The organism is Streptococcus infantis, assembly GCF_047464155.1.
GTDB lineage: Bacteria > Bacillota > Bacilli > Lactobacillales > Streptococcaceae > Streptococcus > Streptococcus infantis_U.
The window spans coordinates 236,389-250,097 of sequence record NZ_JASHCL010000003.1 but is presented as its reverse complement, the minus strand read 5'-3'; the positions used below and the strand labels follow the sequence as shown (position 1 = coordinate 250,097).

The window sequence follows — 13,709 nt, the reverse complement described above, 5'->3', positions numbered from 1 at the left end:
TTTTCGATTTAGTTGTAAGCCATAATAAAAACTTTCTGCACAAGAAAAAGTAGACGATTAGTCGCCTACTTTACTCATATTATTGCGCTGATACAATTTTACTTGCAGATTCAATCGCTTGTTTCATAGCATCACGTGCAGTCTTCAATTGTTGAAGGAAAACAGTACGTGCTTCTTCTGGCATTTCTGTATCATCAGAACCAGCGCTTGACAAGCCATCATTAAATGCCTTTCTTGAAGTTTCTAGTGAGTTAAGAGCAGGTTCCACTTGTTGTTTATAAGCATCTTTTTGAGCCTCAGGAACTTTGTCACCGATTTCTTCAACATATTTCTTATAGCCGTCAATCAACTTACCAAAAAGAGTTTTCATATCTCCAATTGTTTTAGCGTTGTCAATTTCTTCATCTGTTAGAAGAGTAACTTCAGATGTGTTTGTCTTTGAGTTATCTGTTTTTGATGAAGCTGATGTTTGTTCAGTCGTGCTTGAAACTTTACTTGCAGAATCAGAAGATTTATTTCCACAAGCTGCTAAAGTTGCAACTGATAAGAGCACAAGGCCCGCAGTAAGAAGTTTTTTCATGACTATCTCCTTTAAATAGTTTTATGATACCTATATTTTAAAATAAAATAGTTTTATTGTCAAACATTTACCGAATTATTGAAGCTAAAAAGCTCATTGAGTTCACTATTTTTAAAATCTATATTAAATTTATCGAAAATGTTCAAAAGATTATCCAAGACCGAGGTTTAGACTTGAACGTAGTCGACTTGGAAAGCAATGATAATCCAAATAACTACATTATCTTCTCAAGCGATGGAAAAAAATTAAAGAACAATTTTACAAGGTCCTCAAAGAACTCTACCAAGACGGAACCCTTGAAAAACTCAGCAAAACCTATCTCGGTGGTTCCTACCTACCAGATCAATCTCAATTACAATAAGATATATTAAAAACGATTGGCTAGTCCAATCGTTTATTTAGTATCTGTTAATCAAAGCAACTCTTACAAAAAATCAAAATAATTCTTCACATCCTCCACATAGCCATGCTTTTCAATTAAACTAGCTAACAAATCTCTATTATGGCCTTGATAGTTGTCCTCTCGCCGCAATTCTTCATACATTTCGATAAAGGGAAGGCCCTTGGTCTTGGCTGATTCTAGCTCTGCTTCATAGTCATAAACAACCTTACGAAATTGGATATTGACTAATTCACCATTTTCAACCTCAAGTAAGGCATACTGGGCACGGTGATTTTTCAGCCCTACCCAGTCAAAATAAGGCATACCAATCGAACCTGGATTGATGATTTGTTGACCTTGGCTACCATAACGAAGCAACTGCTTGTGAACATGACCATAGACGGCTACATCAGTAGTTTCATCAAGTAGCTGGTCAAATTTTTCGGTATCATTTTCAACCAGCAAATCACCACCATAATTTTTCTCAGGTAAATTATGTGAAAGAGAAAAGCGCAAGCCTTCTACTTCTTTCTTGGCTACCATAGGTAGATTTCTCAACCAATCAATATGCTCTGGGTTTAGATGCTCCATCAGATACTGGGTCAATCGCATAAGCTGGATTTCTTGGGGATCCTCTAAACCATATTGCCCATCTAAAGCCTCTAACACACAATCATCCCAGTTGCCTCGAACAGATGCTGTAATGGGAAGGTCTTTCAAAAGAGCCACCAAGTCATTTGCTCCCGGCCCAGGAAGAAAAATATCTCCCAAGAGCCAATATTCAGTCGCTCCCAAATTTTTAGCGTCCTCAAGCACTCCAGCTAAGGCTGTCGTATTGCCATGAATGTCTGATAAAATTGCAATCTTATGGTTCATTTTCTGCTCTTTCTTTATTGGATAGCATTCAGGGTATCCAAATCACTCTTATTTTTCTTCATTATAGCATAAAATCGTAGAAGATTTTCACATAGAAATATTATCACCAAGATTCTTTTAAAAATATGTCAAAAATAGTTGACATTTTATTTTTTAAAAGATATACTATAGTCAAATATATGTGACATAATCAAATAAGGAGGAAGCATGAATCGTGTGAAAGAATTCCGCAAGGAATTGGGCATATCCCAGCTCGAACTTGCCAAAGATATCGGTGTCTCTAGACAAACCATCAACATGATTGAGAATGACAAGTACAATCCTACCCTGGAACTCTGTCTCAATCTCGCTCATAGCCTCCAAACAGACCTCAACAGTCTCTTTTGGGAGGACGAATTTTAATAAGGAGAAGAAAAATGAAAAAAGAAACTCTCACTGAAAAACTCATCAAACGCACATACGGCATTTCTGGACCACTTGATGAACACAAACGCCGCGAGGCGGACCGCATCGGAAATAAAATCTTTATGGTTCTCTTCTACCTCATGGTTTTTGGCAATCTCATTCCCTTTGTCCTTGCTTATAAATATCCACAAATCGTCGCATTTGGATATCCAATCATCATCTTTCTGGTTTCTATGGTTTGTGCTATCTATGTCAGCACTCAAACTAAAAAAACAGGTATTACTGCTATCGACCCTGATATGTTGAGCCAGAAAGAACAAAAACAATTGCGCTACCCTGGTCTTAAAGCTGGACTTATCTATGGAGTCTTTATGTTCTTTGGCATGCCACTTCTCAATGTCTTAATAGATGATAGCAAGGACTATTTCGCCTCTCTTTTCAATCTAGGTCATTTCACATCAATTCTTTTCGCAGCCTTCTTTTTCGGATTAATGATGCAACCTGTCGTCTGGCTTCGCATTCGAAAAGCCAAAAAAGATCAAGACGACTATTAGGAGGAAAATTATGAAATCATTACAAACTTTAATTCTCAGTAATATTTTGGTCAGCATCTTTGTTACCTTTTTCCTAGTTTATGGTCAAGTTACACGTCCTTTTCTGATCATCTTCCTTTTAGCCCTTCCGGTCTTGAATAAGGGACAAAGGTTTCAGAAAATCACATCAAAAAAAATACGCCTCTTAAACGCATCTCTCTGCTTTATCCTCGTATCTCTCCCACAACTAATAACGAATTCTATGGATTGGAGATATCTACTATTTCTAACTATCTGTATCGTTTTTAGTCTAGTCTACTTCTATACTCTCTATCAACTCTTTAAAGAAGTTAAGCAAAAAGATTGTTATTAATCTGTAGAAAAACAAACCCCTAACACTTCTCCGTGCTAGGGGTCTTTTAGTTCCTTAAATATCGTATATACTCTACTAATACGTAGATGAGGATTGTTAAACAAATGATAATCTCTAACCAAACGAGGAGGTTGAGAACCGGAAACTGCAGAATGCCTTGGGCCATTTTCAATGAAGTTGCCGTGATGATGGTTGGGAAGGTTAGGGCTGAAAAGGCTGGTTGGAAACCTTGTTTTAAAATCCTTGGTAAGCGACTAAGAACAAAGAAAAAGAAGGCCTGTGATGCAAGGATCATGACCAGTAAAACCCAGTTAGGAAGACCTGGGCCTCCTATCCGAACCAGTGCTGCCAACAGTAGAGAAAATGGAGCACAATAGATTCCTTCTTGACCCATTAAAGCTAGTGGCAATGGATTCTTTTTCAAATCTTGATAAATGAGAGGATACAGGATGAGGGTTAAGATAAAACCAAAAATCCAAGCTCCATAGGCAATACCAACTATCCCCACCACGGGGTAGGTCAAGCTTGCTACTGCTATTCCTACATAAAGAACAGTCCAAGTCGGTGTAGCACTAGCCCTTGGCTTAGTCTGAACGTAATTGATAGTAAAGTAGATAATTAAACCTACATCCAGTAGAAAGGCAAACCACCAGAGAACTTGTGCAATGATACTCAAGCTCATAGGTAACACTCGCAATAAATAAGTCGATAAAATCATCCCTGCCATGGGAAAGGTCGCCATTCCTGACAAGAGGGGTGCTTTCTTCAGTTCTTGCTTGCTTACTTGCCAATCACTAAGATGACTGTAAATAAAACAAAACCATAGAATCAAGCCTGACAAACTAAGCAAATGAGAAAGAAATGGGAAGGTATCTAAGATAAGATTTCCTGCACCAGCTAATCCCAATAAGCAACCTGAAAAGGCTAAGGGGAGTTTCTTCATGTTAACCTCCGAAAATAACGTTACTATCAGTATAGCATAATTAAAGCTCAGCTAGACAAGCCTTCATCAATTTTTTTTGGCTATAAAACGATTGTCCCCTTTTAAAATACTCACTAACAATAATGATTAAAATAAATTCATCAAAAGAGTACCTATCACTTGATAGGTACTCTTTTAACATTTCATTCTATAGCTTGGTTAGCCTTTAAAGGTAACGATAGTCGCTCCAGAACCACCTGCATTTTGTGGCGCATAGCCAAAGCTCTTGACTTGCTTGTTTCTTTGGAGATATTTAGTTACTCCTTCACGGATGACTCCTGTACCGATACCATGGATGATGTCTACTTGAGCCATGTTGTTGAGCAGGGCTTGATCGATAAAGTCATCCAAGGCTTCCATAGCCTCCTCATAGCGTTTGCCACGAAGATCAAGTCTAGCCTGCGGTGCTTTACCAACAGCGCGCTTGACCACGTTGACTTGTTTCTTCTTGACTGGTGCTTCTTGCTGAGCTTGTACCAAGTCAAATTCTTTTTCCTCAAGGGTCATCTTGATCAAGCCAACTTGGGCTTCCCAACGACCATCCTTGAGTTGATTGGTCAAGGTACCTCGTTGACCATAGCTTAAAACGATGATATCATCTCCAACTTTTGGAGCTCGTTTTTTCTTGGCCTTTTGGAGAACCTTGTTTTTAGAAAGATCAACTTTTTCAGGAGCTAATTTTTTGAGCTTAGCCTTGGCTTCGATAATCTCATGTGGTTTTAGTTGTGATTTGCTATGAAGATTTTTTAGAATATCATCACTTTCTGCCAGAGCCAATTCAACAATCTCAGCAGCTTGCTCACGCGCCTTATTGAGTTCTGTTTCCTTCTCACGATTAAGCTCGTTGTAGAGTTTTTTAAGCGCACGATTCATCTTGAGGTTCTCTTGCTCGACTTGGCGAATATTCTCAAGACGTTTACGACTTTCAAGTGTCTGCTCTTCTAATTGCTCAATGATACGATTGACATCGTTGTCTTGGTCAATCTGCTTGCTAGCATCACCTACAATGACATCTGACAAGCCTAGACGCTTGGCAATTTCAAAGGCATTGCTTCGACCTGGAACTCCTTGCATAAAGCGATAAGTCGGGCGCAGGCTAGCTGTATCAAATTCCATACTGGCATTCTGAACATAGGCTGTTTCAATCCCGTAAGCCTTGAGCTCAGGATAGTGAGTGGTTGCCATAGTCTTGACTTGACGCAAACGCAAGTCTTCTAAGATAGACATTGCAAGGGCTGCCCCTTCCTGAGGATCAGTTCCTGCTCCAAGCTCATCCAGTAACAAGAGCGAGTTTTGGTTGACTTTACCCAGAATATCAACAATATTAGTCATGTGACTAGAGAAGGTTGAAAGACTTTGTTCAATGGATTGTTCATCTCCGATGTCTGCAAAAATCTCCTCAAAAATCCCTACACGACTACCTTTATCAGCTAGAATTGGCAGTCCAGACTGAGCCATGACCTGCGTTAAGCCTAAGGTCTTCAGCATAATGGTCTTACCACCCGTATTAGGACCTGTAATAACGATAGCTGTCAAATCTTTCCCAAAGTGCACATCATTTGCGACAGCATTCTTAACCAAGGGATGGCGAACATGGAGGAGTTGAATTTCCTGTTCCTCAGAGACTTGAGGGACCACTGCTCCAGTTTCTTGGATAAAACGTACCTTGGCGCGAATCAAATCCAAACGTCCAATAATCCAGGCATCATTGGCAATTTCAGCCGCATGCGGTCTTACTCGTTCAGAGAGTTCTTGGAGGATACGCATCATCTCATAGCGTTCATCTGCACGAAGACTAGCAATTTCCTCACTTAGCTTAACTACTTCACGAGGTTCGATATAAACAGTGTTCCCACTGGCAGAAATATCGTGAACGACCCCAGCAATCTTGTTCCGATAGGTATTTTTAACTGGAAGAACTTGGCGACCATTTCTACTAGCGACAATCCCTTCTGTTAACATCTGCGCCTTCTGTTTGAGAAGGTCTTGCAGGACATCACGGACTTGACTTTCACTATCATGGATTTTACGGCGGATTCGTGCTAATTCTTCACTGGCAAAATTTTCGATAAAGCCTGCTTCATTGATAGCTTGGAGATTACCTTGTAGATGTGGGAAGTCGTGAAGTTTCTCAAACCAATTTGCTAAGTGATCCAAGCGTACATTTTCAAGATTGTCATAGAAGTTTTTCAATTCACGACTGGCAAATATGACACGTTTGAGAAGAAGAAATTCCTCGATATTAAGGTCAGCCCCCATCTCCAAACGTTTGCAGGTTGCAGCAATGTCTTTTGTTGCTGAAATGCTAAAATGAGGATACTCCACAAAAAGCTCCTGCATCTCCTTCATCTCTGCGAAAGCCTGTTTTATCTTGTCACCTTTATCCGTTGGAGCAAGTTCTTTTAACTGCTCTATTCCCTGCTCGGTCAAAAGATGGGGTTCAAATAGAGCTTTGACCTTGTTAAATTCTAACGTTTCTAGTATTTTTGTATTCATTTCATTTCCTTAGTAAAAAAGTTATGGCTTTTTGTCATTTTCAAGTTTTTAAATCAATCTCTTACTTTTGAAATTGTAAACAAAAGGCTAGGAATAGTTCCCGCCCTTTTTATCCGATTAATTTGGTAACCCAAAGCTGCTTAATCAAACTGGTTGTGAATGGAATGCTTTGGATGATATGTCTAGCTACAAAGCTATTCTCAAGTGAATTTTGAACAATTTGTAATGGTACAGTCGCGAGGATCGTTAGCATCATCTGAAGGACAAATAAGGTTACTCCGACTGATAGAACACCCGCACCGATACGGTAGTATTTCCCATCAAGTATCTTAGTTGGCACCAGGTTTACAAAAAGACCAAGCAAACGACTGATGCAATAAAAGACTGTAAAGGCCAAGAGAAAACCGATACCCGCATAAAAAACCTTATCCAATTGGAAGAGTTGATTGGATGGGAAAAAGAAGGTACCCTGTCCTTCCTGAGGATTAGCATATGGGATTAGTAAGTTGAACTTCTGTCCTAAAGACTGGTAAGACTTGCTTGCAAAATAAGCAGAGACAATCGTTGCCACAAGATAAAATCCTTGTAATACGATTCCTCTGCGATAGCCAATATAAAAGCTCCAAGCAAGGATTAATAAGAGAAGGATAGAAATCATAGGGAATCCTCAATCTTACTCTGCTCCTGTTTAGCCGCAACCACCTTATAACGGAGCGATTCTAATTCTTGCTCCTTGTCATCAAACTCAATCTCACGGCTAAGCTGGGTAGATAGGCAGTTAACTGCTAAGAGGATAGCTATTGTCTCATCATCAGCTCCAGGCATTTGTTCTTTAATTGCTTCATATTTTTCCGTCGCAACCTTGGCAATCTCCTCCATAAAAAGATTGTCATGTTCAGTTGTCAGCGTTAATGTTTTTTTCCCAAATGTAAACTTGAATCGATTTAAATTTGCCATAAAATTCACCTCACGATATTATACCAAATTTCACTAAGTTTGTCAGTTTTAACCAATTCTAGCGCTTTTATGGTACAATAGAGACTATGGCAAGTATCACATTAACTCCGAGTGAAAAGGAAATTCAGGATTTTGTTCAAAAGCATCAACATGCACTCACTCCTAGTAAAAATCCCTATATTCGCTACTTTTTAAAACTTCCTCAAGCCAGTGTTTCCGTCTATACATCTGGGAAAGTCCTATTGCAAGGGGAAGCCGCTGAAAGCTTTGCTAGCTTTTTCGGTTATCAAGTAGCACAAGTAGTTAGCGGGCAGAATTTCCCCTTGATTGGAACAGATGAGGTTGGAAATGGTTCCTACTTCGGTGGTCTGGCTGTAGTGGCGTCATTTGTAACTCCTGATCAGCATGACTTTTTACGAAAACTTGGGGTTGGAGATTCTAAAACACTAACTGACCGAAAGATTCGTCAGATTGCTCCCCTTCTTAAGGAGAGGATTCAGCATCAAGCACTCCTTCTTTCGCCAAGTAAGTATAACGAAGTCATTGGGGAACGTTATAATGCTGTTTCGGTCAAGGTAGCTCTTCACAATCAAGCAATCTATCTCCTCCTTCAAAAGGGAGTTGAACCTGAAAAAATTGTTATTGACGCCTTTACTAGCTCACAAAATTATGAAAAGTATCTAAAAAATGAAGCCAATCATTTTCCTAATCCAATCACGCTAGAGGAAAAAGCTGAGGGCAAGTACTTGGCTGTTGCAGTTAGCTCCATTATTGCGCGTGATCTCTTCCTAGAAAATCTTGAAAACCTAGGGCGAGAGCTTGGCTACCAACTTCCGAGTGGGGCTGGTGCCGCTTCTGATAAGGTTGCCAGTCAAATTTTACAAGCTTATGGAATGAAAGGCCTCAACTTCTGCGCCAAACTTCATTTTAAAAATACTGAAAAAGCCAAAAAACTTCTATAGAGGTGAACCATGAAATATTTAAAATCATTTATAAGAGAATGGGGAATTTTCTTCCTGATTATTGCATTAGTAGGTCTCAGCCGTCTCTTTCTCTGGAGCAATGTTCGTGTAGAAGGACACTCCATGGACCCTACTCTAGCTGATGGAGAGATTCTCTTCGTTGTCAAACATCTCCCTATCGATCGCTTTGATATAGTTGTCGCTCATGAGGATGAAGGGAATAAAGACATCGTGAAGCGAGTCATCGGATTGCCAGGTGATACCATCCGTTACGAAAATGATAAGCTCTACGTCAATGACCAAGAAACTGATGAGCCTTACCTAGCTGATTATCTCAAACGCTTTAAAGAGGATAAACTTCAAAGCACCTATACTGGAGAAAGTTGGGATGGAAAAAAAGGCGAATATTTCAGAAGCCTTGCTGAAAAAGCTGATGCCTTTACCTTAGATGTTAATTTCAATACTAGCTTTACCTTCACTGTTCCAAAGGGAGAATACCTCCTACTTGGTGATGACCGTCTAGTATCTAGTGACAGTCGACATGTTGGTACTTTTAAAGAAAAAGATATCATTGGAGAGGCTAAATTCCGTTTCTGGCCACTCAAACGTATCGGAACATTCTAATAACACTAAGAGGCCGAGAACACGAATCTCAGCCTCTTCTCATTCTATTCTGAATGATTTGATTTCATTTAGGAATGTAAAGGAATTATATGGAAGTCTATTTTACAGGTACGATTGAACGTATTATTTTTGAAAATGTCAGCAATTTTTACCGTATTCTACTCTTAGATATAGAGGATACCAATGCTGAGGAGTTTGATGATTTCGAGATCATTGTTACAGGGACCATGGCTGATATCATCGAGGGAGAAGAATACACTTTTTGGGGGCAGATTGTCCAACACTCCAAATATGGTCAACAACTACAAATTACCCGTTACGAAAGAGCAAAACCAACTAGTAAGGGATTGGTCAAGTATTTCTCTAGTAGTCATTTCAAGGGAATTGGTCTTAAAACCGCTCAAAAGATAGTAGAACTCTATGGAGAAAATACCATTGATGAAATCCTAGAGCATCCTGAGAAACTCAAAACCATCTCAGGGCTGCCTTCTAAAAGTCGTGAGGCCTTCGTTTCCACGCTTCGCCTCAACTACGGGACAGAAATGGTCTTGGTCAAGCTTGCCAACTACGGAATTCCCAATAAATTAGCTATTCAAATCCAGGATACCTATAAAGAGGAAACCATCGATATCGTTGAAAATTATCCCTACCAACTGGTAGAAGATATCAAGGGCTTGGGCTTTACTATCGCTGACCAATTGGCGCAAGAATTGGGGATTGAAAGTCAGGCTCCAGAACGTTTCCGAGCAGGGCTCGTTCATAGTCTTTTAAATGCTTGTATGGAAAGTGGGGATACTTATGTTGAAGCTAGAGATTTATTGGAGAAGACTCTAAATTTGCTTGAATCCTCACGTCCAGTAGAATTAGAACCCAGTCAACTTGCTCAAGAATTATCCAATCTTATTGAAGAGGAAAAAGTTCAACAGGTTGACACCAAAATCTTTGACAACAGTCTCTTTTTCGCTGAAGAAGGGATTCACAATCACCTCATTCGCATCCTTGAAAAAGAAGAACCCAATAAACATGAAATAAAAACCATCCAGGAGCATATCGCAACTGTTGAGAAGGAATTAGGCATCCAATACGATGCTATTCAAAAACAGGCTATCTGCGACGCTATCCAAAACAAGGTCTTTATCCTGACAGGTGGACCTGGTACGGGTAAAACCACTGTTATCAATGGGATTATTGGTGTTTATGCTCTAATGGAAGGACTTGATCTCAAGAAAAAGAGCAATCTACCGATTCTCCTAGCTGCTCCAACCGGTCGCGCCGCTCGTCGCATGAATGAATTGACAGGCTTGCCTAGTGCAACCATTCACCGCCACTTGGGGATGACTGGAGACGACGACACCAGTCATTTGGAAGATTATCTAGATGCTGATTTTATCATTGTGGATGAGTTCTCAATGGTGGATACCTGGCTAGCCAACCAACTCTTCTCCAATATCTCCTCTAATAGTAAAATTCTCATAGTTGGAGATAGCGATCAGTTACCTTCTGTTAGTCCTGGTCAAGTATTAGCTGACTTACTCCAGATTTCGAGTATTCCTCAAACACGCTTGGAAAGAATCTACCGTCAGAGCGAAGAATCAACCATCGTCACCCTTGCTAGTCAGATTCGTCAGGGAATTTTACCTGCAGATTTCACTCAGAAAAAAGCAGATCGTTCCTACTTTGAAATCGCTAGTAACCATATCCCTGCGACCATTGAAAAAATCCTAGATGCTGCTATTAGAAGTGGCATTTCTGCTCGTGATATCCAAGTTCTAGCTCCTATGTACCGTGGTACAGCAGGAATTGATGCCATCAATCAACTCATGCAAGAACTGCTCAATCCTCTGCAAAAGGGACAAATTAGTTTTGAAGCAAGTCAGTTTCATTATCGCACAGGCGATAAGGTCATTCATCTCGTTAACGACGCAGAAGTCAATGTCTTTAATGGAGACTTAGGCTATATTACAGACCTGATTCCTGGAAAATACACTGAATCCAAGCAAGATGAAATCATGATCAATTTTGATGGCAACGAGGTATCCTATCCTCGAAATGAATGGTACAAAATTCGTCTGGCCTATGCTATGAGTATCCATAAGTCTCAGGGTAGTGAGTTTCCAGTTGTGATTTTACCGATTACCAGTGCTAGCAAGCGCATGCTGGAGCGAAATCTCATCTACACTGCTATCACTCGCGCCAAAAGCAAACTCATCCTACTTGGTGAACTACAGGCCTTTGACTATGCGACCAAGCACATCGGAACAGCTCGCAAGACCTATTTAATTGAACGTTTCAGCAACTTAACTAAAAGCTCTGAAGAAGTAAATGAGCCTATTCTTGAAACCACAAATCAATCTACCCCTCATCAATCCTACATCCTGACCGAAGAAAACTGGTCTAGTATCCCAGCTATGATTGGAATTAGCCAGGATGACCTTCAGGAGTTTTTCGGAAAATAAAGCATAAGAAAACCCACCGAATCCGGTGGGCTTTTTATCTTTTCAGATTATTTTACTGTTGCAGTGCTTGTAATCAATTCAACAGCTTTTTTGATTGTGATATCGTGTTTCAACATATCTGCTGAAAGCAAGCTTTGTACTTGGGCAACTTCCATGTTGTAATCTGCAGCCAATTGCTCGATTTCTTTTTGGATTTCTTCTTCAGTAGCGTCAAATCCTTCAGCTTTCGCAACCGCTTCGATAACAAGGTTAGTCTTAGTGCGTGACTCAGCTTCTGCTTCGTATTGTTTGTGAAGGTCTTCTTGAGTAGTTCCAGTGATTTGGAAGTACATGTCAGGGTTGATACCTTGACGTTGCAAGTTGCCAAGGAATTCATTTACTGAACGGTGAACTTCTTCGTGGATCATTTCTTCTGGAAGATCAACGATTTCAGCATTTTCTACAGCTTTATCGATTGCTGCACCTTCAACGGCATCTTTGTATGCTTCTTCTTTAGCAGCAGCCAATTCTTTGCGGTATTTTTCTTTCAATTCGTCAAGAGTTTCAACTTCTTCGTCGATGTCTTTTGCAAGTTCATCATCAAGTGCTGGAACTTCTTTAGCTTTAACTTCGTGAATAGTTGTCACGAATTTAGCTTCTTTACCTGCAAGGTCTTCTGCTTGGTAGTCTTCTGGGAATGTTACGATAACGTCAACAGTTTCACCAGCTGAGTGTCCAACCAATTGGTCTTCAAATCCAGGGATGAATTGTCCTGAACCAAGTCCAAGTGAGAAGTTTTCGCCTTTTCCGCCGTCAAATTCAACACCGTCGATAGAACCAACGAAGTCGATAACAACAGTGTCGCCGTTTTCAGCAGCACCATCTTTGATAACCAACTCAGCCAAGTTGTTGCGTTCGCGTTCGATACGAGCATCTACATCAGCGTCAGTCACTTCTTTATCTACATCAACTGAAACTTCAAGGTTTTTGTATTCACCCAATTTAACTTCAGGTTTTGTAACAACTTCTGCAGTAATAACCCAGTCTTGACCCTTTTCCATAGAAGTTACGTCAATTTTTGGTTGAGCAACTACTTCAAGTCCAGCTTCTTTTACAGCTGCTTCATAAGCATCTGGCAAAAGAGCGTTCATTGCATCTTGGTAAAGTGCTTCTTCACCAAATTTTTGGTCGAAGATAGGACGTGGAAGGTGACCTTTACGGAAACCAGGAACATTAAGAGTTTTCTTTACTGAGTTAAATACACGGTCCAATTCTGGTTTGATTTGGTCTTGAGAGATAGTGAAAGTCAAGACACCACGGTTTGTTTCTTTGTTTTCAAATGATACAGACATTCTGTCATTTCTCCTTAAAATTTTTAATACAGTCCATTATACCATATAGTAGCGAATTTTTTCAAGTAATGGATGCGCTTTTCCTCCATGCTTAAGTTGCTTTCAAACTTCTCTAAAATTCGTCAGGGCCTACCAAGTGGTGCTGAAAGGCATAAACAGCCACCTGGGTACGGTCACTAACCTGAAGTTTAGCAAGGATGTTTGAAACATGAGTTTTAACAGTCTTTAGAGAGATAAAAAGCTCATCTGCGATGCGCTGATTTTCATAGCCTTTAGCGATTAGTTGAAGGACATCTCGTTCACGAGCTGTCAAATCTTCATGTAGTTCGACGTGATTACGGTGGTATTCTACCTTCTTGCTCACCTCTTGTTCAATAGCAAATTCACCGGCTGCTACCTTACGAACTGCGTGTAGCAACTCATCTGCGCTCGAAGTTTTAAGCATATAACCCCTAGCCCCAGCATTCAAGACCGGCATGATTTTTTCATTGTCTAGGTAAGAAGTCACAATCAAGATTTTAGCCTCTGGCCATTCCTTGAGTATAGCTAGGGTAGCGTCAATCCCATTGACTTCAGGCATGACAATATCCATGACAATCACATCCGGACGAAGCTCCAAGGCCATAGAAATCCCTTCCGCACCATTGGTTGCTTCTCCTACAACCTCTACATCATCTTGTAATTCGAAATAACTTTTTAATCCCAGACGCACCATTTGGTGGTCATCTACCAATAATAGTTTCATCTTACTT

14 protein-coding genes and 1 pseudogene are annotated in these 13,709 nt (G+C 40.1%); 7 read left to right on the top strand and 8 right to left on the bottom strand.

The annotated features are described in order from the left end of the window. Positions 1-79: 79 nt before the first annotated feature. A complete protein-coding gene (locus QM810_RS07480) occupies positions 80-580 on the bottom strand; it encodes a hypothetical protein (RefSeq protein ID WP_049494191.1) in 501 nt (166 codons plus the stop codon). 137 nt (positions 581-717) lie between these two features. Here QM810_RS07480 and QM810_RS07475 point away from each other — a divergent pair. Further along, a pseudogene (locus tag QM810_RS07475) lies at positions 718-941 on the top strand (amino acid ABC transporter substrate-binding protein); the annotation flags it as partial. Between the two features lie 63 nt (positions 942-1,004). Here the strand turns inward: QM810_RS07475 and QM810_RS07470 are convergent. Then, positions 1,005-1,838, bottom strand: coding sequence for a metallophosphoesterase family protein (locus QM810_RS07470; protein ID WP_414254398.1), 834 nt, complete (start codon positions 1,836-1,838; stop codon positions 1,005-1,007). 207 nt (positions 1,839-2,045) lie between these two features. Between QM810_RS07470 and QM810_RS07465 the strand changes: the two genes are divergently transcribed. From QM810_RS07465 to QM810_RS07455, 3 genes are read left to right on the top strand one after another with little or no spacing between them, the layout of a single operon-like run. Then, positions 2,046-2,240, top strand: coding sequence for a helix-turn-helix transcriptional regulator (locus QM810_RS07465; RefSeq protein WP_178895353.1), 195 nt, complete (start codon positions 2,046-2,048; stop codon positions 2,238-2,240). A 14-nt stretch (positions 2,241-2,254) separates the two neighbouring features. Beyond that, the gene (locus tag QM810_RS07460) at positions 2,255-2,797 is read left to right on the top strand and encodes a DUF3278 domain-containing protein (protein WP_414254397.1); all 543 of its coding nucleotides are present in this window, start codon (positions 2,255-2,257) and stop codon (positions 2,795-2,797) included. Positions 2,798-2,807: 10 nt separating this feature from the next. Then, positions 2,808-3,149 (top strand): hypothetical protein, encoded by a 342-nt coding sequence (locus tag QM810_RS07455; protein ID WP_414254396.1) that lies wholly within the window; start codon positions 2,808-2,810, stop codon positions 3,147-3,149. A 46-nt stretch (positions 3,150-3,195) separates the two neighbouring features. Here the strand turns inward: QM810_RS07455 and QM810_RS07450 are convergent, their stop codons facing one another. The 4 genes from QM810_RS07450 to zapA all read right to left on the bottom strand — a co-directional run bounded on the left by QM810_RS07450 (position 3,196) and on the right by zapA (position 7,584). Beyond that, on the bottom strand, positions 3,196-4,092 hold the full coding sequence (locus tag QM810_RS07450; RefSeq protein WP_414254395.1) for a TDT family transporter: 897 nt from the start codon (positions 4,090-4,092) through the stop codon (positions 3,196-3,198). 198 nt (positions 4,093-4,290) lie between these two features. Next, the gene (locus QM810_RS07445) at positions 4,291-6,627 is read right to left on the bottom strand and encodes an endonuclease MutS2 (RefSeq protein ID WP_414254394.1); all 2,337 of its coding nucleotides are present in this window, start codon (positions 6,625-6,627) and stop codon (positions 4,291-4,293) included. A gap of 109 nt (positions 6,628-6,736) precedes the next feature. Then, a complete protein-coding gene (locus QM810_RS07440) occupies positions 6,737-7,285 on the bottom strand; it encodes a CvpA family protein (RefSeq protein ID WP_006150346.1) in 549 nt (182 codons plus the stop codon). Beyond that, entirely contained in the window at positions 7,282-7,584 is a 303-nt protein-coding gene (zapA, locus tag QM810_RS07435; protein ID WP_006150060.1) for a cell division protein ZapA, read from the bottom strand. The genes QM810_RS07440 and zapA overlap by 4 nt, the downstream gene beginning before the upstream one ends. Before the next feature lie 86 nt (positions 7,585-7,670). Here zapA and rnhC point away from each other — a divergent pair, with 86 nt between their 5' ends. From rnhC to QM810_RS07420, 3 genes are all read left to right on the top strand, one after another. Further along, positions 7,671-8,546, top strand: coding sequence for a ribonuclease HIII (rnhC, locus tag QM810_RS07430; RefSeq protein WP_414254393.1), 876 nt, complete (start codon positions 7,671-7,673; stop codon positions 8,544-8,546). A gap of 9 nt (positions 8,547-8,555) precedes the next feature. Next, complete coding sequence (gene lepB / locus QM810_RS07425) at positions 8,556-9,170, top strand: signal peptidase I (RefSeq protein WP_414254392.1); 615 nt, start codon at positions 8,556-8,558, stop codon at positions 9,168-9,170. Between the two features lie 89 nt (positions 9,171-9,259). Continuing rightward, on the top strand, positions 9,260-11,626 hold the full coding sequence (locus QM810_RS07420; protein WP_414254391.1) for an ATP-dependent RecD-like DNA helicase: 2,367 nt from the start codon (positions 9,260-9,262) through the stop codon (positions 11,624-11,626). Positions 11,627-11,673: 47 nt separating this feature from the next. Here the strand turns inward: QM810_RS07420 and tig are convergent, their stop codons facing one another. Continuing rightward, positions 11,674-12,957 carry a trigger factor gene (tig, locus tag QM810_RS07415; RefSeq protein WP_414254390.1) on the bottom strand — a complete coding sequence of 428 codons (1,284 nt, stop codon included), beginning with the start codon at positions 12,955-12,957 and terminating at the stop codon, positions 11,674-11,676. Between the two features lie 112 nt (positions 12,958-13,069). Further along, positions 13,070-13,702 carry a response regulator gene (locus QM810_RS07410; protein ID WP_414254389.1) on the bottom strand — a complete coding sequence of 211 codons (633 nt, stop codon included), beginning with the start codon at positions 13,700-13,702 and terminating at the stop codon, positions 13,070-13,072. Between the last annotated feature and the right edge of the window lie 7 nt (positions 13,703-13,709).

Bases quoted from the DNA above. Each gene is read 5' to 3' on its own strand.
- QM810_RS07480 (WP_049494191.1), bottom strand. From the start codon at position 580: ATGAAAAAACTTCTTACTGCGGGCCTTGTGCTCTTATCAGTTGCAACT.
- QM810_RS07470 (WP_414254398.1), bottom strand. From the start codon at position 1,838: ATGAACCATAAGATTGCAATTTTATCAGACATTCATGGCAATACGACA.
- QM810_RS07465 (WP_178895353.1), top strand. From the start codon at position 2,046: ATGAATCGTGTGAAAGAATTCCGCAAGGAATTGGGCATATCCCAGCTC.
- QM810_RS07460 (WP_414254397.1), top strand. From the start codon at position 2,255: ATGAAAAAAGAAACTCTCACTGAAAAACTCATCAAACGCACATACGGC.
- QM810_RS07455 (WP_414254396.1), top strand. From the start codon at position 2,808: ATGAAATCATTACAAACTTTAATTCTCAGTAATATTTTGGTCAGCATC.
- QM810_RS07450 (WP_414254395.1), bottom strand. From the start codon at position 4,092: ATGAAGAAACTCCCCTTAGCCTTTTCAGGTTGCTTATTGGGATTAGCT.
- QM810_RS07445 (WP_414254394.1), bottom strand. From the start codon at position 6,627: ATGAATACAAAAATACTAGAAACGTTAGAATTTAACAAGGTCAAAGCT.
- QM810_RS07440 (WP_006150346.1), bottom strand. From the start codon at position 7,285: ATGATTTCTATCCTTCTCTTATTAATCCTTGCTTGGAGCTTTTATATT.
- zapA (WP_006150060.1), bottom strand. From the start codon at position 7,584: ATGGCAAATTTAAATCGATTCAAGTTTACATTTGGGAAAAAAACATTA.
- rnhC (WP_414254393.1), top strand. From the start codon at position 7,671: ATGGCAAGTATCACATTAACTCCGAGTGAAAAGGAAATTCAGGATTTT.
- lepB (WP_414254392.1), top strand. From the start codon at position 8,556: ATGAAATATTTAAAATCATTTATAAGAGAATGGGGAATTTTCTTCCTG.
- QM810_RS07420 (WP_414254391.1), top strand. From the start codon at position 9,260: ATGGAAGTCTATTTTACAGGTACGATTGAACGTATTATTTTTGAAAAT.
- tig (WP_414254390.1), bottom strand. From the start codon at position 12,957: ATGTCTGTATCATTTGAAAACAAAGAAACAAACCGTGGTGTCTTGACT.
- QM810_RS07410 (WP_414254389.1), bottom strand. From the start codon at position 13,702: ATGAAACTATTATTGGTAGATGACCACCAAATGGTGCGTCTGGGATTA.